This window comes from Rhizobium brockwellii, from assembly GCF_000769405.2.
In the GTDB taxonomy this organism is placed as follows: domain Bacteria; phylum Pseudomonadota; class Alphaproteobacteria; order Rhizobiales; family Rhizobiaceae; genus Rhizobium; species Rhizobium brockwellii.
This window is the reverse complement of sequence record NZ_CP053439.1, coordinates 4,024,395-4,041,886: the sequence shown is the minus strand read 5'-3', so window position 1 is coordinate 4,041,886 and position 17,492 is coordinate 4,024,395. Positions and strand designations below refer to the sequence as shown.

Annotated in this window: 18 protein-coding genes and 1 tRNA gene; 5 read left to right on the top strand and 14 right to left on the bottom strand. The window is 60.4% G+C overall.

The genetic code is table 11. The annotated features are described in order from the left end of the window. Positions 1 to 116 precede the first annotated feature (116 nt). The 9 genes from eat to RLCC275e_RS19825 form a co-directional block, all read right to left on the bottom strand. Positions 117 to 1,481 carry an ethanolamine permease gene (eat, locus tag RLCC275e_RS19865; protein ID WP_027682627.1) on the bottom strand — a complete coding sequence of 455 codons (1,365 nt, stop codon included), beginning with the start codon at positions 1,479 to 1,481 and terminating at the stop codon, positions 117 to 119. A gap of 28 nt (positions 1,482 to 1,509) precedes the next feature. Then, on the bottom strand, positions 1,510 to 2,256 hold the full coding sequence (eutC, locus tag RLCC275e_RS19860) for an ethanolamine ammonia-lyase subunit EutC (RefSeq protein WP_033179361.1): 747 nt from the start codon (positions 2,254 to 2,256) through the stop codon (positions 1,510 to 1,512). Continuing rightward, positions 2,253 to 3,701, bottom strand: a complete 1,449-nt coding sequence (locus RLCC275e_RS19855; RefSeq protein WP_033179360.1) for an ethanolamine ammonia-lyase subunit EutB — start codon at positions 3,699 to 3,701, stop codon at positions 2,253 to 2,255. Before RLCC275e_RS19855 ends, eutC begins: the two co-directional genes overlap by 4 nt. Positions 3,702 to 4,409: 708 nt before the next feature. Then, a complete protein-coding gene (locus RLCC275e_RS19850) occupies positions 4,410 to 5,267 on the bottom strand; it encodes a hypothetical protein (RefSeq protein ID WP_050516782.1) in 858 nt (285 codons plus the stop codon). Then, positions 5,264 to 5,452: a hypothetical protein gene (locus RLCC275e_RS19845; protein WP_033179359.1), complete on the bottom strand. Its 189-nt coding sequence runs from the start codon at positions 5,450 to 5,452 to the stop codon at positions 5,264 to 5,266. The genes RLCC275e_RS19850 and RLCC275e_RS19845 overlap by 4 nt, the downstream gene beginning before the upstream one ends. Then, on the bottom strand, positions 5,449 to 5,649 hold the full coding sequence (locus RLCC275e_RS19840) for a helix-turn-helix transcriptional regulator (RefSeq protein WP_033179417.1): 201 nt from the start codon (positions 5,647 to 5,649) through the stop codon (positions 5,449 to 5,451). Before RLCC275e_RS19840 ends, RLCC275e_RS19845 begins: the two co-directional genes overlap by 4 nt. A 56-nt stretch (positions 5,650 to 5,705) precedes the next feature. Beyond that, positions 5,706 to 6,521: a hypothetical protein gene (locus RLCC275e_RS19835; protein WP_033179358.1), complete on the bottom strand. Its 816-nt coding sequence runs from the start codon at positions 6,519 to 6,521 to the stop codon at positions 5,706 to 5,708. A 70-nt stretch (positions 6,522 to 6,591) separates the two neighbouring features. Further along, a tRNA-Arg gene (locus RLCC275e_RS19830) sits at positions 6,592 to 6,668 on the bottom strand. 54 nt (positions 6,669 to 6,722) lie between these two features. After that, positions 6,723 to 7,886, bottom strand: a complete 1,164-nt coding sequence (locus RLCC275e_RS19825) for a M20 aminoacylase family protein (protein ID WP_033179357.1) — start codon at positions 7,884 to 7,886, stop codon at positions 6,723 to 6,725. Positions 7,887 to 8,043: 157 nt separating this feature from the next. Between RLCC275e_RS19825 and RLCC275e_RS19820 the strand changes: the two genes are divergently transcribed. Then, a complete protein-coding gene (locus RLCC275e_RS19820) occupies positions 8,044 to 9,177 on the top strand; it encodes a D-alanyl-D-alanine carboxypeptidase family protein (protein WP_033179356.1) in 1,134 nt (377 codons plus the stop codon). A 19-nt stretch (positions 9,178 to 9,196) separates the two neighbouring features. Then, entirely contained in the window at positions 9,197 to 10,378 is a 1,182-nt protein-coding gene (locus RLCC275e_RS19815; protein ID WP_033179355.1) for a CobW family GTP-binding protein, read from the top strand. On the opposite strand, the gene RLCC275e_RS19810 is transcribed toward RLCC275e_RS19815, so the two are convergent. The 5 genes from RLCC275e_RS19810 to RLCC275e_RS19790 form a co-directional block, all read right to left on the bottom strand. Continuing rightward, positions 10,375 to 10,599 carry a sulfurtransferase TusA family protein gene (locus RLCC275e_RS19810; RefSeq protein ID WP_033179354.1) on the bottom strand — a complete coding sequence of 75 codons (225 nt, stop codon included), beginning with the start codon at positions 10,597 to 10,599 and terminating at the stop codon, positions 10,375 to 10,377. The genes RLCC275e_RS19815 and RLCC275e_RS19810 overlap by 4 nt on opposite strands. 5 nt (positions 10,600 to 10,604) lie before the next feature. Further along, the gene (locus tag RLCC275e_RS19805) at positions 10,605 to 11,831 is read right to left on the bottom strand and encodes a L,D-transpeptidase family protein (protein ID WP_033179353.1); all 1,227 of its coding nucleotides are present in this window, start codon (positions 11,829 to 11,831) and stop codon (positions 10,605 to 10,607) included. Between the two features lie 310 nt (positions 11,832 to 12,141). Next, positions 12,142 to 13,095 (bottom strand): acetyl-CoA carboxylase carboxyltransferase subunit alpha, encoded by a 954-nt coding sequence (locus RLCC275e_RS19800; protein WP_033179352.1) that lies wholly within the window; start codon positions 13,093 to 13,095, stop codon positions 12,142 to 12,144. 62 nt (positions 13,096 to 13,157) lie between these two features. Next, the gene (xerD, locus tag RLCC275e_RS19795; protein ID WP_033179351.1) at positions 13,158 to 14,111 is read right to left on the bottom strand and encodes a site-specific tyrosine recombinase XerD; all 954 of its coding nucleotides are present in this window, start codon (positions 14,109 to 14,111) and stop codon (positions 13,158 to 13,160) included. 5 nt (positions 14,112 to 14,116) lie between these two features. Beyond that, positions 14,117 to 14,293: a hypothetical protein gene (locus RLCC275e_RS19790; protein WP_003543363.1), complete on the bottom strand. Its 177-nt coding sequence runs from the start codon at positions 14,291 to 14,293 to the stop codon at positions 14,117 to 14,119. A gap of 148 nt (positions 14,294 to 14,441) precedes the next feature. On the opposite strand from RLCC275e_RS19790, the gene RLCC275e_RS19785 reads away from it, so the two are divergent. Genes RLCC275e_RS19785 through RLCC275e_RS19775 form a run of 3 tightly spaced genes read left to right on the top strand, consistent with a single transcriptional unit; the run spans position 14,442 to position 17,469 of the window. After that, positions 14,442 to 15,032 (top strand): shikimate kinase, encoded by a 591-nt coding sequence (locus RLCC275e_RS19785; RefSeq protein WP_018069267.1) that lies wholly within the window; start codon positions 14,442 to 14,444, stop codon positions 15,030 to 15,032. Continuing rightward, a complete protein-coding gene (gene aroB / locus RLCC275e_RS19780) occupies positions 15,029 to 16,159 on the top strand; it encodes a 3-dehydroquinate synthase (RefSeq protein ID WP_033179350.1) in 1,131 nt (376 codons plus the stop codon). Before RLCC275e_RS19785 ends, aroB begins: the two co-directional genes overlap by 4 nt. Next, entirely contained in the window at positions 16,159 to 17,469 is a 1,311-nt protein-coding gene (locus tag RLCC275e_RS19775) for an HlyC/CorC family transporter (RefSeq protein ID WP_033179349.1), read from the top strand. The genes aroB and RLCC275e_RS19775 overlap by 1 nt, the downstream gene beginning before the upstream one ends. Positions 17,470 to 17,492 lie beyond the last annotated feature (23 nt).

The following is a 17,492-nucleotide window of genomic DNA, read 5'->3' as shown; positions in this document are numbered from 1 at the left end:
ATATCAGCCGAGCTTTGCGCTGAAATGACCCCCGCCAAACTTCGGCGGGAGTCGTCGATATTGATCGGAACCGGTTCGTCCAGTTGCCTTCCCGATGATCGGGCCAGAGAGCCTTGTTACGTGGACGCTGCCGCTTCCTTGGCGATGCCACCTGAAAGCAAACGCCAAATGCCGAACGCCACCACGCCCATCGCAAGGAAGATCACAAAGATCAGGAAATTGTAGTAGATCATCGCCGCCAGCGCGACGAGGGCGAGCCCGAGGGCAATGGCTGGCACCACGGGATAACCCCAGGCCCTGAAGGGTCGGGCGAGTTCAGGTTCGGCCTGACGCAGCTTAAACAGCGACGCCATCGAGACGATGTACATGATGATCGCGCCGAACACCGACATGGTGACAATATTGGCGGTCAGCGGCAAACCGCCGATCTGGATCAGGCTGTCGGAAAAGATGGCTGCGATGCCGACGGCGCCACCTGCAAGGACTGCGAGATAAGGCGTGCGGAATTTCGGATGGATTTTTGCAAGGACCTCCGGAAGGTAGCCGGCGCGGCCCAGCGCAAAAATCTGCCTGGAATAGCCCATGATGATGCCGTGAAAGGAAGCAATCAGGCCGAAGAGGCCGATCCAGACCAGCATATGCAGCCAGCCGGAGGATTCGCCGACGACAGCCTTCATCGCCTGCGGTAGCGGATCGTTGATGTTGGACAGCGTGCGCCAGTCGCCGACGCCACCGGCGAAGATCATGGTGCCGAAGGCGAGGAAGACGAGTGTCAGAATACCTGCGATATAGGCAATCGGCACGGTACGGGTGGGGTTCTTGGTTTCCTCTGCGGCCATCGCCGCGCCTTCGATCGCTAGGAAGAACCAGATGGCAAATGGAATGGCGGCAAAGATGCCTCCAATGGCACCGACCGAGAATTCAGGGGCGCCAGCCCAGCCGTTGGCCGCGAAATTGGCAAAAGAGAAGCCCGGCGCGACGACACCCATAAAGATCAGCAGTTCGGCAATCGCCAGAATGGTGATGAAGAGTTCGAAGGTTGCCGCGATGGTAACGCCGACAATATTCAGCGCCATGAAAATGATATAGGCGCCGACAGCCGCCACTTTCGGATCGAGCCCCGGGAACTGCACATTGAGATAGGCGCCGATGGCCAGCGCGATGGCCGGAGGGGCGAAGACGAATTCAACCAATGTCGCAAAGCCCGCAACGAAGCCGCCGAGCGGGCCGAAAGCCCTGAGCGCATATGCAAAAGGGCCGCCGGCATGCGGAATGGCCGTCGTCAATTCCGTGAAGGAAAAGATGAAGGTGGTGTACATCACGGCGATCAGGATCGTGGTGATCAAGAAGCCGAGTGTGCCGGCAGCCGCCCAGCCATAGCTCCAGCCGAAATATTCGCCCGAGATGACGAGGCCGACCGCAAGTCCCCATAAATGCAGCCCGGTCAGGCTCTTGGCGAGCGTCGGTTGAGAATTTGACATGATTGTTCCCCTTTTTTTAGATTGGACTTTATGCTTCTTGGTGTGGCAGCGCTTCTATGGCGCCTTCGGCATTTTCCTTGAGATCGACACCGGTCAGTTGCAAGCGAAGCGCCTCCCGGACGATCCAAACGATCTTGTCTGCTGCGACCTCGTAGCTGAGCCCGTCGGCATGAATATTCGAAATACAGTTGCGCTCGCTGTCACGCCGTCCCGATTGCGGTCGGAACGTGATGTAGGCGCCGAGACTGTCAGGCACGCTTAGTCCCGGCCTCTCGCCGATCAGCACGATGGCAACTTCTGCACCAAACGCTGCGGCTGCCTCATCACCAAATGCCACCCGCGCCTGCTCGCCCAATATCACCGGGGCGACGCTGAAGCCGCCGAGACGCTTCATGCATGCCTTAAACAGCGGCACCGCGTGGTGCTCGACCGCCGAGGCCGAAAGTCCGTCTGCGATGATGAAGGCGATATCATAGCGATCGCCTGAGCTCGGGAGATCGGCTGCGTTGGTCTGACGGCCGAGATCCGGGCGCGCCAGATAGATCGTACGGTCTTTGGCGCGAGACCGAATCCGGACCGTCGGCACGGGAGCAAGCTGCTTGGCAAGGGCGACAAAATCCACTTGCCCATGCACGGCATCCCGCGCCCGGGCATGGGCAAGCTGGAAGTCGAGAATTGCCGATGTCGGCAAGGCGTCGCCCGCCCTTCCAAGCCCAATCCGGGCGCGGGTGGCGTTGCGGAACCGCGCAAACGGATCGCGTTCGAAGGGAGTCATGCCGATGCCCTGTAGCTCAAGAGGTTGCGAGAAAAGGCGCCCGAGGCGCTGGCAGGCGCAAGACGACCCGCGTGATCAAGCATGCCCATGCGATGAAGCCAGGCTTCGAACTCCGGAGCGGGCGGACGATTGAACTGGTGCCTGAGGCCGACAATATCGTGGTAGGAAAGGCTCTGATAATTGAGCATGACGTCGTCGGCACCAGGCACCGCGATGAGGAAGCTGACGCCTGCGACAGTCAGCAACACCATCAGATTATCCATATCGTCCTGGTCGGCTTCCGCATGGTTCGTGTAGCAAACGTCAACCCCCATCGGCACGCCAAGCAGTTTGCCGCAAAAATGATCTTCGAGCCCGGCGCGGATAATTTGCTTGGCGTCGAAAAGATATTCGGGGCCAATGAAGCCAACCACCGTATTGACGAGCAACGGATTGAGTTCACGTGCAACGGCATAGGCCCGCGCCTCCACCGTCTGTTCGTCGACACCATGATGGGCGTCGGCCGAGAGAGCGCTGCCCTGGCCGGTCTCCAGGTACATGACATTGTTTCCGACCGTGCCGCGCTTCATGGAAAGCGCTGCCTGCTGGCCTTCCCTGAGTACGGCGAGATCGACGCCGAAACCCTTGTTAGCGGCCTCAGAGCCGGCGATTGACTGGAACACCAGATCGAGCGGCGCTCCAGCCTCGATCGCCTTGATTGACGTGGTGACATGGGTCAACACGCAAGATTGGGTCGGGATATCGAACCGTTCGCGCAGCCGGTCGAAAAGAACCATCAACCTTGTGCAGGCTTCGAGATTGTCGGTCGCCGGGTTGATGCCGATCACCGCATCGCCGATCCCATAAAGAAGTCCGTCGAGCGTCGAGCCGGCAACGCCTTCGGGATCGTCGGTGGGATGATTGGGCTGAAGACGGCTCGACAGTCGGCCGGGAAGACCGATCGTGGAGCGAAAGGCCGTGACCACCTCACATTTGCCGGCGACGGTGATCAGATCATGGTTGCGCATGATCTTGGAGACCGCCGCGACCATCTCGGGCGTGAGGCCTGGTGCAATGGCAAGCAGTTTTTCGGCGGTCGCATCATAAGAGAGAAGCCAATCGCGAAATTCACCGACCGTCATATGAGATACCGGCGCGAATGCCATCCAATCATGGCGGTCGACGATCAGTCGGCTGACCTCGTCGACCTCGTATGGAATGACGAGATCCTCCAGGAAAGTTTTGAGAGGCATATCCGCGAGCAGGTAGCGGGCGGCCACCCGCCGCTCGTTGCTTGACGCAGCGATCCCGGCCAGCACGTCACCGGATTTCAGCGGCGAAGCGCAAGCCAAGACCGATTTCAGATCCTGAAAGACATGGCGTTCGCGTCCTAGAACGATCGAATATGTTGTCATCTGCTCCTGGCCGTCGATCAGCCCATTCCAAATGTCCGAGAACTCACCCACCTTCCGGTTGTGAGAATTCGTGGGCGTCCGCCGATTATGCTCGGCTGTACGCCAAGCAACGCAAGAAGCGTGCCATTCTTTATGGGCTGGGATGCCGAGGTAGCCGTGCCAAAGGCTCCGCATGGCTGGACCATGACCGCTTACGCCGGCGCGCCTATCGCAGAGATCGTTTTCAATTTAGGGTAGCTAATTCGCTATGGTGATTGTATCCACTTTACGATAATATGCTCCGATGTGCGCAGATTTGCGCCCGGCTCAACACCGACTGCGAATATATTCGTTGATCGTCCTGATTCAGCGGTTCTGGCCCGAGTGCTTTTTCGGTGGGGCAACCTGTGCTGAGACGCGATCGTCCATTTTGAGCGAACTGACTGGGGATCGACGCCGATGTTGAAAAACTAGCCAGTTGAACGAATCCAATTGATCGCCAATTTCTTCGTCCCAAAGCCCGGTCGTGCGGCCCTCAACGCGACACTTGGCCTCGCTAGCCTATGATTGTCTGAGAGTACCGTCGGCAAGCAGCTCGTCATCGTTGAAGAGATGGTCGGCGTCGTAGTCTCTCATGCCGCGCTCCTTTCGCGCTTTGCCCTTGATGTGGGAGAGAGGGTTCGTCGAGATCATCTCCCGACAAATGCCACCACCCGAGCCTCAAACCTTGGGCGAGCTTTGAAGGGCGACTGTCGGGTCACTGAAAAAGATCCACGTGGATCACGCTGCATCCTCCTCCCGTCTCCTGCCAATCATCCCCGCCGCCAAGTTTGGCGTTAGCACTCCCGTCCGGAGCATGCTCATCATCCGTTTTCGGATGACAGGAAGTATATCCGCGCCTTCGCAGATCGCATCCATCATATGATCAGCTTCGTCGTCGTCGTGGGGGATTGGCAGCGGGACGTTTGCCTCCTGACCATCATGAGCCGAAGCATATGAGATATCTCCCTTCTGCCTATAGAGATCATCTCTTCCCTCAGAGCAAGAATCTCTAAGGTGTTCTCTATGGTATTTGTCGGTAGTTTCTACCGGGACATCCTGGTAGTTTCTGCCGGGACATACTTCTTGCAGGGTGGTAGTTTCTACTGGGACATTGGTACGGATAGCTTTCTTCCTCCGGTGCTGCTTCTTCCGATCGGCATCCCTTTCTCGCAGATATTCGACGGCATCGTGGATGTGCATTGTGACTCTATCGGCTCGCGGGTTGGCAACGTTATAGCGAACGCACCCATCCTTCGTGGATGTGCCAGATGGTACTAGGTAACCGTTGTCGATCAGCAGTGCTCTGGCATTGCGAGCCGTCCTGTCGGATTTGATGCCACCACGCGCCATCAATGTCAGGGACGAAGCATATACAGTGGTCGCGCGGAGCGTCTGTTTGTCGATTGTCAGGAAGGAGAGATAAACGACCATAGCCTGGACGCACGGCGCACGGTGAAGGCGGGGATCGGCCGTAACCGTCTCAATGGTCTTGAGCTTGAACGCCACAAGCTTCCGACATTCGGTCTGATACTGAGTCAGACTGACTATCGGGCTGCCCTGGAATATCTCCCCATGCTCGTCGATGTACTCGCTCATCCGTTGGCGCGCCTCAGTATCCGGTATTTGTTCGACAGAGCAGCGGCCTCGCATGCTTCCAGAGCCGAAAGCCCAAACCGTTCTCGAATAATGGGAATGATTGGCTGAGGCACCGGGTTCTGATGAATGAGCCACTGTGCGGCCTGAACAATGCTCTCCCCGGACTGGTGATCGGCGCTGGTCATGCGGCCACCTCATCGCGAACTGCGATCTTGTGGACGATCCACGCATTAATATCAGCCTCCGGCCACCCGACCCGGCGAGCCGTCAATTGAACGGACTTGGGAAAGCGATTTTCGGAGATTTCCCGATAGAGCGTCCGGCGGCTGAGACTCGTGCGCTCGACTACCTCGCCTATAGGAAGAAGCTTGTTGCTCGACATTTGGAACTCCATCGGTTTGCGATGAAGTGCATATTAGCGCGAGAACGTATGAAGAACTAGGGATTTTTTCCTTCGTCAAACATGCGAAAATGTTTCCCCCAATCCTGTTCGATATAGGTCATTTCCGGCCGGATGCGTTCTCGCCACAACGCTTTAATGGCTTGGATATCCTTCTTCACGGACTCTGCCTCGATGGGTGGCTGCTGCGCCGTGCGAAGGACGGGATTGGCGGCCAGCAGAATGAATTCGATAACCTCACTGTGTTTCCCCTCGTGCACGCTGGCCGCACCCGGCTTGTCGGTGATGCGCTGATAGGCGGCCAGGAGATCGGCGACAAAGCAGAAGCGAGGGAACGTCTTCCGTCGTTTAGTTTCCTCTTCAAGTTTCTCATCGGGGGTTGGCCTTACATCTGTCTGCAGGCGCCATCGGACGAAGAGTTGTAGCGGCAGAATGTCTTTGAGTATGCGGTCGCGATATTCCCAGCCGTTCGCCTCCTCTCCCGCCTTGGCGCGAGCCCGAGCAAGAAATTTGAAGGGATCGGCCGTCGAACCGTCCATATGCGTTACGCCTGTCAGGAGTTGTGTAAGGGAGTTGATGTGGTAGTCGAGCGCCTTGAGATACTTTCTTTGCTCAACCTTGGTTGGTGGCCTAGTCTCCTCAGCGTTGAGGAATCTATCGGCGCGATGCTCAAGCAGCCGAATGACAAGGACGTCAGCAGTCCCGCCCATTTCCTCAATCACATCGCTGGGATATTTTTCTATCCAGCCCGTATGGGGGACGCACAAGGGAAGTATGCGCGCGGCCTCTTCGTCGCTGTAGCGGAAGAGGTCGGATAATCGATTCGATAACCCCGGTGACGCAGTCTCAGTCACTCAATTTGCCCCCAGTGTGCCCCTGGAAAATCGGGAGCCCTTCTCTTTGGGGCTAAGCAATTGAAACGTATGGTGATCCCGGCGCGATTCGAACGCGCGACCCCCAGATTAGGAATCTGGTGCTCTATCCTGCTGAGCTACGGGACCACTTGAGTGCCATGCATACAAAAGGCTTGGCGTGAAGCCAAGCCTTAATTGTTGCTAGAGGCCGAGGCGCTGTTCGGCGAGGCGGACCCAGTAGGAGATGCCGTGGGCGATGGCTTCGTCGTTGAAGTCGTAGGCCGGGTTGTGGAGGCCGGCGCTGTCGCCGTTGCCGATGAAGATGAAGGCGCCGGGGCGGGCGTTCAGCATATAGGAGAAATCCTCGCCGCCCATCATCGGATCGATCTCGGCGTTGACGTTGCCTTCGCCGGCGATGGCGCTGGCGGTGGCGACCGCATGCTCGGTTTCATCGGGGTGGTTGACGGTGACGGGATAGTTGCGGTGGAAGCTGATGTCGGCCTCGGCGCCGTGGGCAGAGACCAATCCCTCGACGATCTGCCGGAACCGCGTCTCGGCGAGCGTCCGCACCTCGGGGTCGAGGGTGCGAACCGTACCGGCGAAGGTCGCATCGTTCGGAATGACGTTATGGGCGAAACCGGCATTGAACTTGGTCACCGAGACGACGACCGAGCGCAGCGGATCGGCGCTGCGCGAGGCGATCATCTGCAGGTTGGCGACGATCTGGGCGCCGATGGCGATCGGGTCGATCGTCCGGTGCGGCTGGGCGGCGTGGCCGCCGCGGCCCTTGATGGTGACGGTGAATTCGTCGGTCGCCGCCATGATCGCGCCCTTGCGGGTGGCGAACTGGCCGACCGGCAGGCCCGGCAGATTGTGCATGCCGTAGACCTCTTCGATAGCGAAGCGCTCCATCATGCCGTCCTTGACCATCAGATTGCCGCCGCCGCCGCCTTCTTCGGCGGGCTGGAAGATGACGGCGACATTGCCGTTGAAGTTGCGGGTTTCGGCGAGGTATTTTGCAGCGCCGAGCAGCATGGCGGTGTGGCCGTCATGGCCGCAGGCATGCATCTTGCCCGGCGTCTTCGAAGCCCAGGGTTTGCCAGTGATCTCGGTGAGCGGCAGGGCGTCCATGTCGGCGCGCAGGCCGACCGTGCGGGAGCCTTCGCCCTTGCCCTTGATCAGGCCGACGACGCCGGTGCGGCCGATGCCGGTGACGATCTCGTCGACGCCGAATTCCTTGAGTTTTTCGGCGACGAAGGCAGCCGTATTTTCCACCGCGAAGAGGAGTTCTGGCCGGGCGTGGATGTGGCGGCGCCATTCGGCGACCTCGTCCTGCAACTCGGCGGCTCTGTTCAAAATCGGCATATCGGCGTTCCTGTTATGAAGTCTCGACAATCTTTCATCGCTTCACAAGGGTGTGAGGCTGTGGAAATTACTTAGTCAATGACCTTTGCCATGTCATAGCCATATAGGCTAAATAGGGGAGGATTTCGAGATTTTCCTGATATCTGAAGGACGAACCGTGTCGACGCGCCACTTCCGTTTGTTTGCTGCCTTGCGGCCGCTTTCTTTCGTATCAGCGGCGACTGCCGTTTTTCTGGGCTCCGTTTCGCTCGCCCAGGCCAATCCGCATATTCTCGTCGATGTGCAGACCGGCCGCGTGCTGGAGCATGAAGAAGCCTTCCGCAAATGGTATCCGGCCTCGCTCACCAAGCTGATGACCGTCTATACCGTGTTCGACGCGATCCGCGCCGGCCAGATCAGCCTCGATACGCCCATCGTCATGAGCAAGCGCGCCGCCGCGCAGCCGGCTGCCAAGATGTATTTCAAGCCGGGCCAGAAGCTGACGCTCGACAGCGCGCTGAAGATCCTGATGGTGAAATCGGCCAACGACATCGCGGTCGCGGTCGCCGAAGCCATCGGCGGCACGCAGGAAGGCTTCGTGACGCGAATGAACGGCGAGGCGCTGAAGCTCGGCATGACGGATTCGCATTTCGTCAATCCGAACGGCCTGCCCGGCAAGGGGCAGTATACGACGGCGCGTGACCTTGCGGTGCTGACGGTGGCGTTGCGCCGCGATTTTCCGCAATATGCCGGTTATTTCTCGCTGGAGGGCTTCACCACCGGCCAGCAGAACGTGCCAAGCCTCAACATGCTGATCGGCCGCTTCGCCGGCGCCGACGGCATGAAGACCGGCTTCATCTGCGCCTCGGGCTTCAACCAGATCGGCTCGGCGACGCGCAACGGCCGCACGCTGGTCTCCGTCGTGCTCGGCACCGACAGCCTTGCAGCGCGCGCCGATGCGACAGCGAACCTTTTGCAGAAGGGTTTCACCACCCAGCCTGCCAGCAACGACACGCTGGGTTCGCTGAGACCTTACGGGGTGGGACAGGACCAGGTGACCGACATCAGCGCCGATATCTGCAGCGCCAAGGGCGCCAAAGTGCGCAGCGAAACGCGCGATGAGGTCGGCCGCATGAGGGTGCAGTCACCCTACATTCAGCCGATGGACCACGATCCGCAATTCGTCTTTGCCGGCCTCATTCCTGGCCAGGACCCGCAGCCGGCTGCGCAGCCGGAAAAAATGGCGCGCGGCGATACCGCGGGAGCGATCGCCAACGTGCCGGTGCCGATGCCGCGCCCGACATCCTTTTAAGCTTTTAAGGTAAAATGACATGAGCGCGCTCAACGACAGGATTCCGGTCACCATCCTGACCGGCTTTCTCGGCGCCGGCAAATCGACGCTGCTCAACCGCATCCTCAAAGATCCTGTCATGAAGGATGCGGCCGTCATCATCAACGAATTCGGCGATGTCGGCATCGACCACCTCCTGGTCGAAAGTTCCGGCGATTCGATCATCGAGCTTTCCGATGGCTGCCTCTGCTGCACGGTGCGCGGCGAACTGGTGGATACGCTGGCGAACCTTATGGACGCAGTGCAGACCGGCCGCGTCAAGCCGGTCAAGCGCGTGGTCATCGAGACGACGGGCCTTGCCGATCCTTCGCCGGTCATGCAGGCGATCATGGGCAATCCCGTCATCGCCACGAATTTCGAGCTCGACGGCGTCGTCACCGTCGTCGACGCGGTGAATGGGCTGCAGACGCTCGACAATCACGAGGAAGCGCGCAAGCAGGCGGCGGTCGCCGACCGGCTGATCGTCTCGAAAAAGGCGATGGCCGAGACAACGGACGGGCTGGAAAAGCGCCTACGGGCGCTCAATCCGCGCGCGACGATGATGGATGCCGACAGCGCCGAGGCGGGTAGTGCCGCGGTGCTGGTCAACGGGCTCTACGATCCGGCGACGAAGATTGCCGATGTCGGCCGCTGGCTGCAGGACGAGGATGCGCACGAGGCGCATCACAATCACGACCACGGTCGTAATGGGCATCACGATCATCATCATGATGGCGATCACCACGGTCACCACCATCATGATCATCAAGGTCATGCGCACCAGGACCCACATGACGTCAATCGTCACGATGCCTCGATCCGCTCTTTCTCGATCGTCGAGGAAAAGCCGATTGATCCGATGGCGCTCGAGATGTTCATCGATCTCCTGCGCTCTGCCCATGGCGAGAAGCTGCTGAGGATGAAGGCGATCGTGTCCGTTTCCGACCGCCCGGACCGGCCGCTGGTGCTGCATGGCGTGCAGAGCATCTTCCATCCGCCGGTGCGGCTTCCCGCCTGGCCGGGGAAAGACCGGCGCACGCGCATGGTGCTGATCACCCGAGATCTGCCGGAAGCCTTCGTGAAGGATCTGTTCGACGCCTTCCTCGGCAAGCCGCGCATCGACATGCCCGATCGTGCGGCGCTCTCCGACAATCCGCTCGCGATCCCCGGCCTTAGAATTTAGCCCTTGCGGATCAGGAAGCGGTGGCCATTTTCGGTCTTTTCCGTCTCGACCAGTTCGTGGCCATCCTCATTGCAGAAATGCGGCATATCGATCACGGCGAGCGGATCGGTGGTGTCGACGCGAATGAGCGTGCCGCTCGCCATGGCGGCGAGCTTCTTGCGTGTCTTGATCACCGGGAATGGGCATTTCAGGCCGCGAAGATCGTAGAGAACGGGGTTCAAGCCGTTCAGTTCCTCGCCCAGAATTTCCAGAACGGCTTCTTTGCCACGGCTTCCGCCGTTTCCTGCGGTTCGGGCGCCGCAAAGGCCAGCGGGTTCTGCATCGGCACCGGCACGACCGCAGGTGTCGCGGCAGCGACAGCCGTTGCCGGCGGCTGGGCAGGCGCTACAGGCGTGGCACCAGGCGCCGCCTTGGCGGCGAGACCCTGCGCGGTGCGCTTGGCCATCAGGTCTTCAAGTTCGGCGACCTTGACCATGCGGCCGGCTTCCAGCGAGGTCCCGGTTGGAGCGTAAGCAAGTTCGCGGCCCTTGCGCGTCTTGGCGACCACGGCCTTGCGCTCGGCTTCCGTGGGGTCGTACCAGGCCATGCCGTCAAATTTGCTCATCGCCTTGGCATAATCGGCATCGTAGGTCTTGCCGTAGGAGGCAAGGGCCGCCGTCAGCGCCGGCGGCGTCGACATCGCAGGGCACTTGCCGGCGGCATTGAAGGCGCTGCCGTCGGTTGCCTGCTGATTGAAGACGTATTTCTTCTCGCAGACGTTCACCTCAGGCGGGCGCTTCGTCACTTCGAAATTGTCGTAGCCGACCTTCAGCATCTTCCAGAAGTCGTAACTGCTGTCGAGGCGATGCTTGACCATGTTTTCCGCCGTCATGCGGAAGGGGAAGGCCTGCAGCTGCACGGTCGACTGGCCGCCCTTGAAGGCGTCGCGGGCAAAAGCGTAGATCTCCAGCACCTGCTGGTCGGTCATCGAATAGCAACCGGAGGACGAGCAGGCGCCGTGGATCATCAGATCGGAGCCGGTGCGGCCGTTCGCCGCGTCGTAGCGGTTCGGAAAGCCGGTGTTGATCGCCAGATAATATTTCGAATTGGGATTCAGGTTGGCGCGAGTCAGGTCGTAGAAACCTTCCGGCGCCTGCCGGTCGCCGGTCTTTACCTTCGGGCCTAGCCGGCCGGACCAGGCGCAGATCTTGTAATCGGCGATCTTGTCGAAACGGTTGTCGGTTTTCGCCTTCCATATCTCCATGGCACCTTCTTCCTTGAAGATGCGGATCATGATCGGCGAATTGCGGTCCATGCCCTTGGCGGCCATGGCGGTAAGGATATGGCTGGGAAGCGGCTGTTCGACCTTGTTCTTGACCTTGGAGAGATCGACCTGCGCGGTTTCCAACGCGTCATTGCAGCCGGACAGAGCCAGCGCCATGATGGAAATATAGGCAAAATGACGTAAGCGCATCCAAACTAGCCCATAAATATAATACGACCCGGTCCGCCTATGGAGTCCGGGCATCAGAAGGAATCATAGGCGGCTTATACTTTATAAAATCTTACCAGCCAATGATGTGCCTGGAACATCCCCGCAAGCGCGATTGCTACAGATAACATCAATGTGGCCAAGATTTGGCCCCAATCGGCGAAGAGCCGAATGTTGCGCCCAGATCCGGATGTTTTAGGCCGGATCGGCCTAAAATCTGAATCCGGATCTAAATCAAAGAAATAGAGCATGATGTCATCCGAAAGCCGCTCACACTTTTCGGCATCATGCTCTAGAGATTGCGGCCCATGGCGAGGAATTTCTGGCGGCGGTCGTTGCGCAGCTGTTCGCCGGAGCGGGGTGACATTTCGGCCAGAGCACTGGCGATTACGTCGCCGGTTGCGGCAATCACGCTGTCGGGATCGCGATGCGCGCCGCCGAGCGGCTCGGAAATGATGCCGTCGATGACGCCGAGCGATTTCAGGTCCTCGGCGGTGATCTTCATGTTGGTCGCTGCTTCCCGGGCGCGGGTGGAATCGCGCCAGAGGATGGAAGCTGCCCCTTCCGGCGAGATGACGCTGTAAATCGAATGCTCGAGCATATAGACCTTGTTGCCGGTGGCGATGGCGATAGCGCCGCCCGAGCCGCCTTCGCCGATGACGACGGAGACCAGGGGAACCTTGACGCCGAGACACATTTCCGTCGAGCGGGCGATCGCCTCGGCCTGGCCGCGCTCTTCGGCGCCGACGCCGGGATAGGCGCCTGCCGTATCCACCAGCGAAATCACCGGCAGGCCGAAACGATCGGCCATTTCAAGAATGCGGATCGCCTTTCGGTAGCCTTCCGGACGGGGGCTGCCGAAATTGTGCTTGATGCGGCTCTTGGTGTCGTTGCCCTTTTCCTGGCCGATGACGGCGACGGGTTGGCCGCGGAAGCGGGCAAGGCCCGCCTGGATCGCGGCATCCTCGGAAAATTTGCGGTCGCCGGCGAGCGGTGTGAATTCCTGGAACAGGGTCTTGGCGTAATCGATGAAATGCGGTCGCTGCGGATGGCGGGCGACCTGAGTCTTCTGCCAGGGATTGAGCTTGGAATAGATTTCGACGATCGCCTCACGGACGCGAACCTCCAGCCGGCCGATCTCATCGGTGGTGTCGATGCTCTCGTCTTCCGTTGCGAGCTTCTTCAGCTCGATGATCTTGCCTTCGAGGTCGGAGATCGGCTTTTCGAAGTCGAGATAATTGTGCATGAGGTGCGTTTCCGTTCCTTGTGCCCGGGGCGTTTTCCTGGCTCCGCCCCATGTCGCCGGTCCTATTCGTGCTTTTTCGCCTGTTTGGCAAGGGGGTGATGCGTCTGGACAAGCTGCTGCAGCCTCTCTTCGAGGACATGTGTGTAGATCTGCGTGGTCGAAATGTCCGAATGGCCGAGGAGTTCCTGTACGACGCGCAGATCGGCGCCGTTCGCCAGCAGGTGGCTGGCAAAGGCGTGGCGCATGACATGCGGCGAGATGAGCGACGGCGTCAGGCCGGCGCGGATCGCGAGGTTCTTGAGGTCGCGGGCAAAAACCTGGCGCGGCAGATATCCCTCCTTCGACGCGGAGGGAAATAGCCACGGGCTTTCCGGCGGTTCCTTGGCCGCGGCATTTTCGGCCGCCAGCAGGCGTCCGTAGGATTTCAGGGCTGATATTGCCGAATGCGACAGCGGCACCAGCCGCTCCTTGTTGCCCTTGCCGCGGATCATCAGGAAACGGCCTTCCTGATCGAGCACGCGGGCGGGAAGCGAGACGAGTTCGCTGACCCGCATTCCGGTGGCATAGAGCAGCTCCAGCAGCGCCAGCATGCGCAGGCGCTGCAATTGGCCCGGAGCCGCATCCTGCGCCTCGGCTTCTGCCTGTGACAGCAGCCTGCCGACCTCTTCGACGCCCATCGTCTTCGGCAGCGGACGGCCCTTCTTCGGCGCGTCGAGAATGCCTGTGGGGTCGTCGGTCCTTAGGCCCTCGGCATAGAGGAACTTGTAGAATTGCCGCATGGCGGCAAGCCGGCGCGCCTGGGACGAGGGTTTGAAGCCCTTTCGGGCGAGCGAGGAGAGATAGGCAGCGAGATCGGCGGAGGCGGCTTCGGTGAGCCGTATGCTGCGCTCCTTCAGGAAGGAGCGAACGTCGTCGAGATCGTGTTCATAGGATTGCAGCGTATTGGCGGCAGCGCCGCGCTCGGCGCTCATCATCTCCAGGAAGGATTCCACATGGACGCGGCCGAGATCCACCATGCCGGTCACTTCCTGGTCGTGTCGATCGCGCCCGTGGCGGGCGGATTGACCCGCTCGGACGGAATGCGGATCGTCACGTCGCGCGGCTCGGGCTCCACGAAGGTCACAAGCGCCAGCATCGCTCCGTAGACCGTCCCGGCGAGGATCGCGCAGACGAACAGGAAACGGAACAGGGTCGGCATCCAGCAACTCCTTCATGCTCTGCTTCTGTTATAAGAAGCCTATCTGCAAGTGCAAGAAGCGGTATTCAAGCCATGATTCCCTTGTCCGCGACTTGACGCTCCATCTGCATTTGTCGATACCGTTTGCAAACAAAGTGTGAATGGACCGATGAGTGAACAACTGCTGACCGTTGCTGACAGCTTGAAAGACAGAGCTCGCGCCGCGCTCGGTTCACGCAATCTGATCCTTGTCGGCCTGATGGGCGCCGGCAAATCCTCCGTCGGGCGCATCGTCGCCAGCCAGCTCGCCATTCCCTTCATCGACAGCGATCTCGAGATCGAGCGGGTGTCGCGCATGACGATCGCCGAGCTTTTCGCCGCCTATGGCGAGCAAGAATTCCGGGCGTTGGAAGCGCGGGTGATCAAGCGGCTGCTGAAGAGCGGGCCGCGTGTCGTCTCCACCGGCGGCGGCGCCTTCATCAACGACCGGACACGCAAACATATCAAGAAGGGCGGCCTTTCCGTCTGGCTGAAGGCCGATCTCGACGTGCTCTGGGATCGGGTCGCCAAGCGCGACACGCGGCCGCTGCTCAAGACCGAAAATCCGAAGCAGACGCTCGAGGGCCTGATGAATGCGCGTTATCCGATCTATGCGCAGGCCGATCTGACCGTGCTTTCGCGCGACGTGCGCAAGGAAATCATGGCCGACGAAGTCTTAAAGGCCTTGATCGAAGCTCAGAAGGAAAGTGCAGCGTCATGAATGCGATAACCTCCGCCTCCGCCATCCGAACGGTGCATGTGCCGCTCGGCGAGCGCGCCTACGACATCCTGATCGGGCCGGGGCTGATTGCGCGGGCCGGCGCCGAGATCGCCTCTCGCCTCAAGGGCCGCAAGGCGGCTATTATCACCGACGAAAATGTCGCTCCGCTCTGTCTCAAGGCCCTCGTCGCAAGTCTGGATGAAGCGGGTATCGCCTCGGCTGAGGTCGTCCTGCCGGCCGGCGAGAAGACCAAGAGCTTCGAACATCTGATCACGGCCTGCGACAAGGTGCTGGAGGCGCGCGTCGAGCGTAACGATTACGTCATCGCGCTCGGCGGGGGCGTCATCGGCGACCTTTCGGGATTTGCGGCCGGCATCGTGCGCCGCGGCGTGCGCTTCGTGCAGGTACCGACCTCGCTGCTGTCGCAGGTCGATTCTTCCGTCGGCGGCAAGACCGGGATCAATTCCCGCCACGGCAAGAATCTGATCGGCGTCTTCCACCAGCCGGACCTGGTTCTGGCCGATACGGATGTGCTGAATTCGCTGAGCGCGCGCGAATTCCGCGCAGGTTACGCCGAGGTCGCAAAATACGGGCTGATCGACAAGCCGGATTTCTTTGCCTGGCTGGAAGCGAATTGGAAAGCGGTCTTTACCGGCGGCTCCGCGCGCATCGAGGCGATTGCCGCAAGCTGCCAGGCAAAGGCCGATGTCGTCGTTGCCGACGAGCGTGAGAACGGTCAGCGGGCGCTGCTCAATCTCGGCCATACCTTCGGTCATGCGCTGGAAGCGGCGACTGCCTATGACAGTTCCCGCCTTGTGCATGGCGAGGGCGTTTCGATCGGCATGGTGCTGGCGCATGAATTCTCCGCACGGATGAACCTTGCAAGCCCCGACGATGCGCGCCGCGTCGAGCGGCATCTGAAGGAGGTCGGCCTGCCAACCCGCATGTCCGACATTCCGGGCGAACTGCCGCCGGCCGAAACGTTGATGGACGCGATCGCCCAAGACAAGAAGGTCAAGAGCGGCAAGCTCACCTTCATCCTGACGCGCGGGATCGGCCAGTCCTTCGTCGCCGACGACGTGCCGGCGTCCGAAGTGATCAGCTTTCTTCGGGAAAAACACGCCTGATGTCGGTCGAAGGCGCTCTGGCATTTCTTTCGACATATTGGCCGGAGATCCTTTCGATCACGGCGCTCGTGCTCATGTCCGCCTTCTTTTCCGGCTCCGAGACCGCGCTGACCGCCGTTTCGCGCAGCCGTATCCATACGCTCGAGGTCAACGGCGACGAACGCGCCGGCCTCGTCCGGCAGTTGATCGAACGGCGCGACCGGCTGATCGGTGCGCTGCTCATCGGCAACAATCTCGCCAATATCCTGTCCTCCTCGATTGCCACCAGCCTCTTCCTCGGGCTGTTCGGCAGTTCCGGCGTGGCGCTGGCGACGCTCGCGATGACCGTCATCCTGGTGATCTTCGCGGAAGTGCTGCCGAAGAGCTGGGCGATTTCGGCGCCCGAGCGCTTCGCACTCGCTATCGCGCTGCCGGCCAGGCTGTTCGTTGCCGTCGTCGGCCCGGTTTCCTCCTTCGTCAATGCGATCGTGCGGCAGATTCTTTCGCTGTTCGGCATCAATCTCTCACGAGAGACATCGATGCTGACGGCGCATGAGGAACTGCGCGGTGCCGTCGATCTGCTGCACCGCGAGGGATCGGTGGTGAAGGCCGACCGCGACCGCCTCGGCGGCGTGCTCGATCTTAGCGAGCTCGAACTGTCCGACATCATGGTCCACCGCACCGCGATGCGGGCGATCAACGCCGACGATGCGCCGGAAGCGGTGGTGCGGGTTATCCTCGAAAGCCCCTATACGCGCATGCCGCTGTGGCGTGGCACGATCGACAATATCATCGGCGTCGTCCATGCCAAGGATCTGCTGCGGGCGCTTGCCGAGCCGAACATGGAGCCGCAGAACCTCGATATCGTGAAGATCGCGCAGAAGCCGTGGTTCGTGCCCGACAGCACCAACCTCGAGGACCAGCTCAACGCCTTCCTGCGGCGCAAGCAGCATTTCGCCGTCGTCGTCGACGAATATGGCGAAGTGCAGGGCATCGTCACGCTGGAGGATATTCTCGAGGAAATCGTCGGCGACATTTCCGACGAACACGATATCGAAATACAGGGCGTGCGTCAGGAAGCCGACGGTTCCGTCGTCGTCGACGGCGGCGTGCCGATCCGCGACCTCAACCGCGCGCTCGATTGGAACCTGCCCGATGAGGAGGCGACGACGATCGCCGGCCTCGTCATCCACGAATCGATGACCATCCCGGAAGAGCGCCAAGCCTTCACCTTTTACGGCAAGCGTTTCGTCGTCATGAAGCGGGAGAAGAACCGCATCACCAAGCTGCGCATCCGCCCGGCCGGGGAAGACGGCGCAAAGCCCGGCTGATCCGGCTTGGGTTTTAGGCGGCG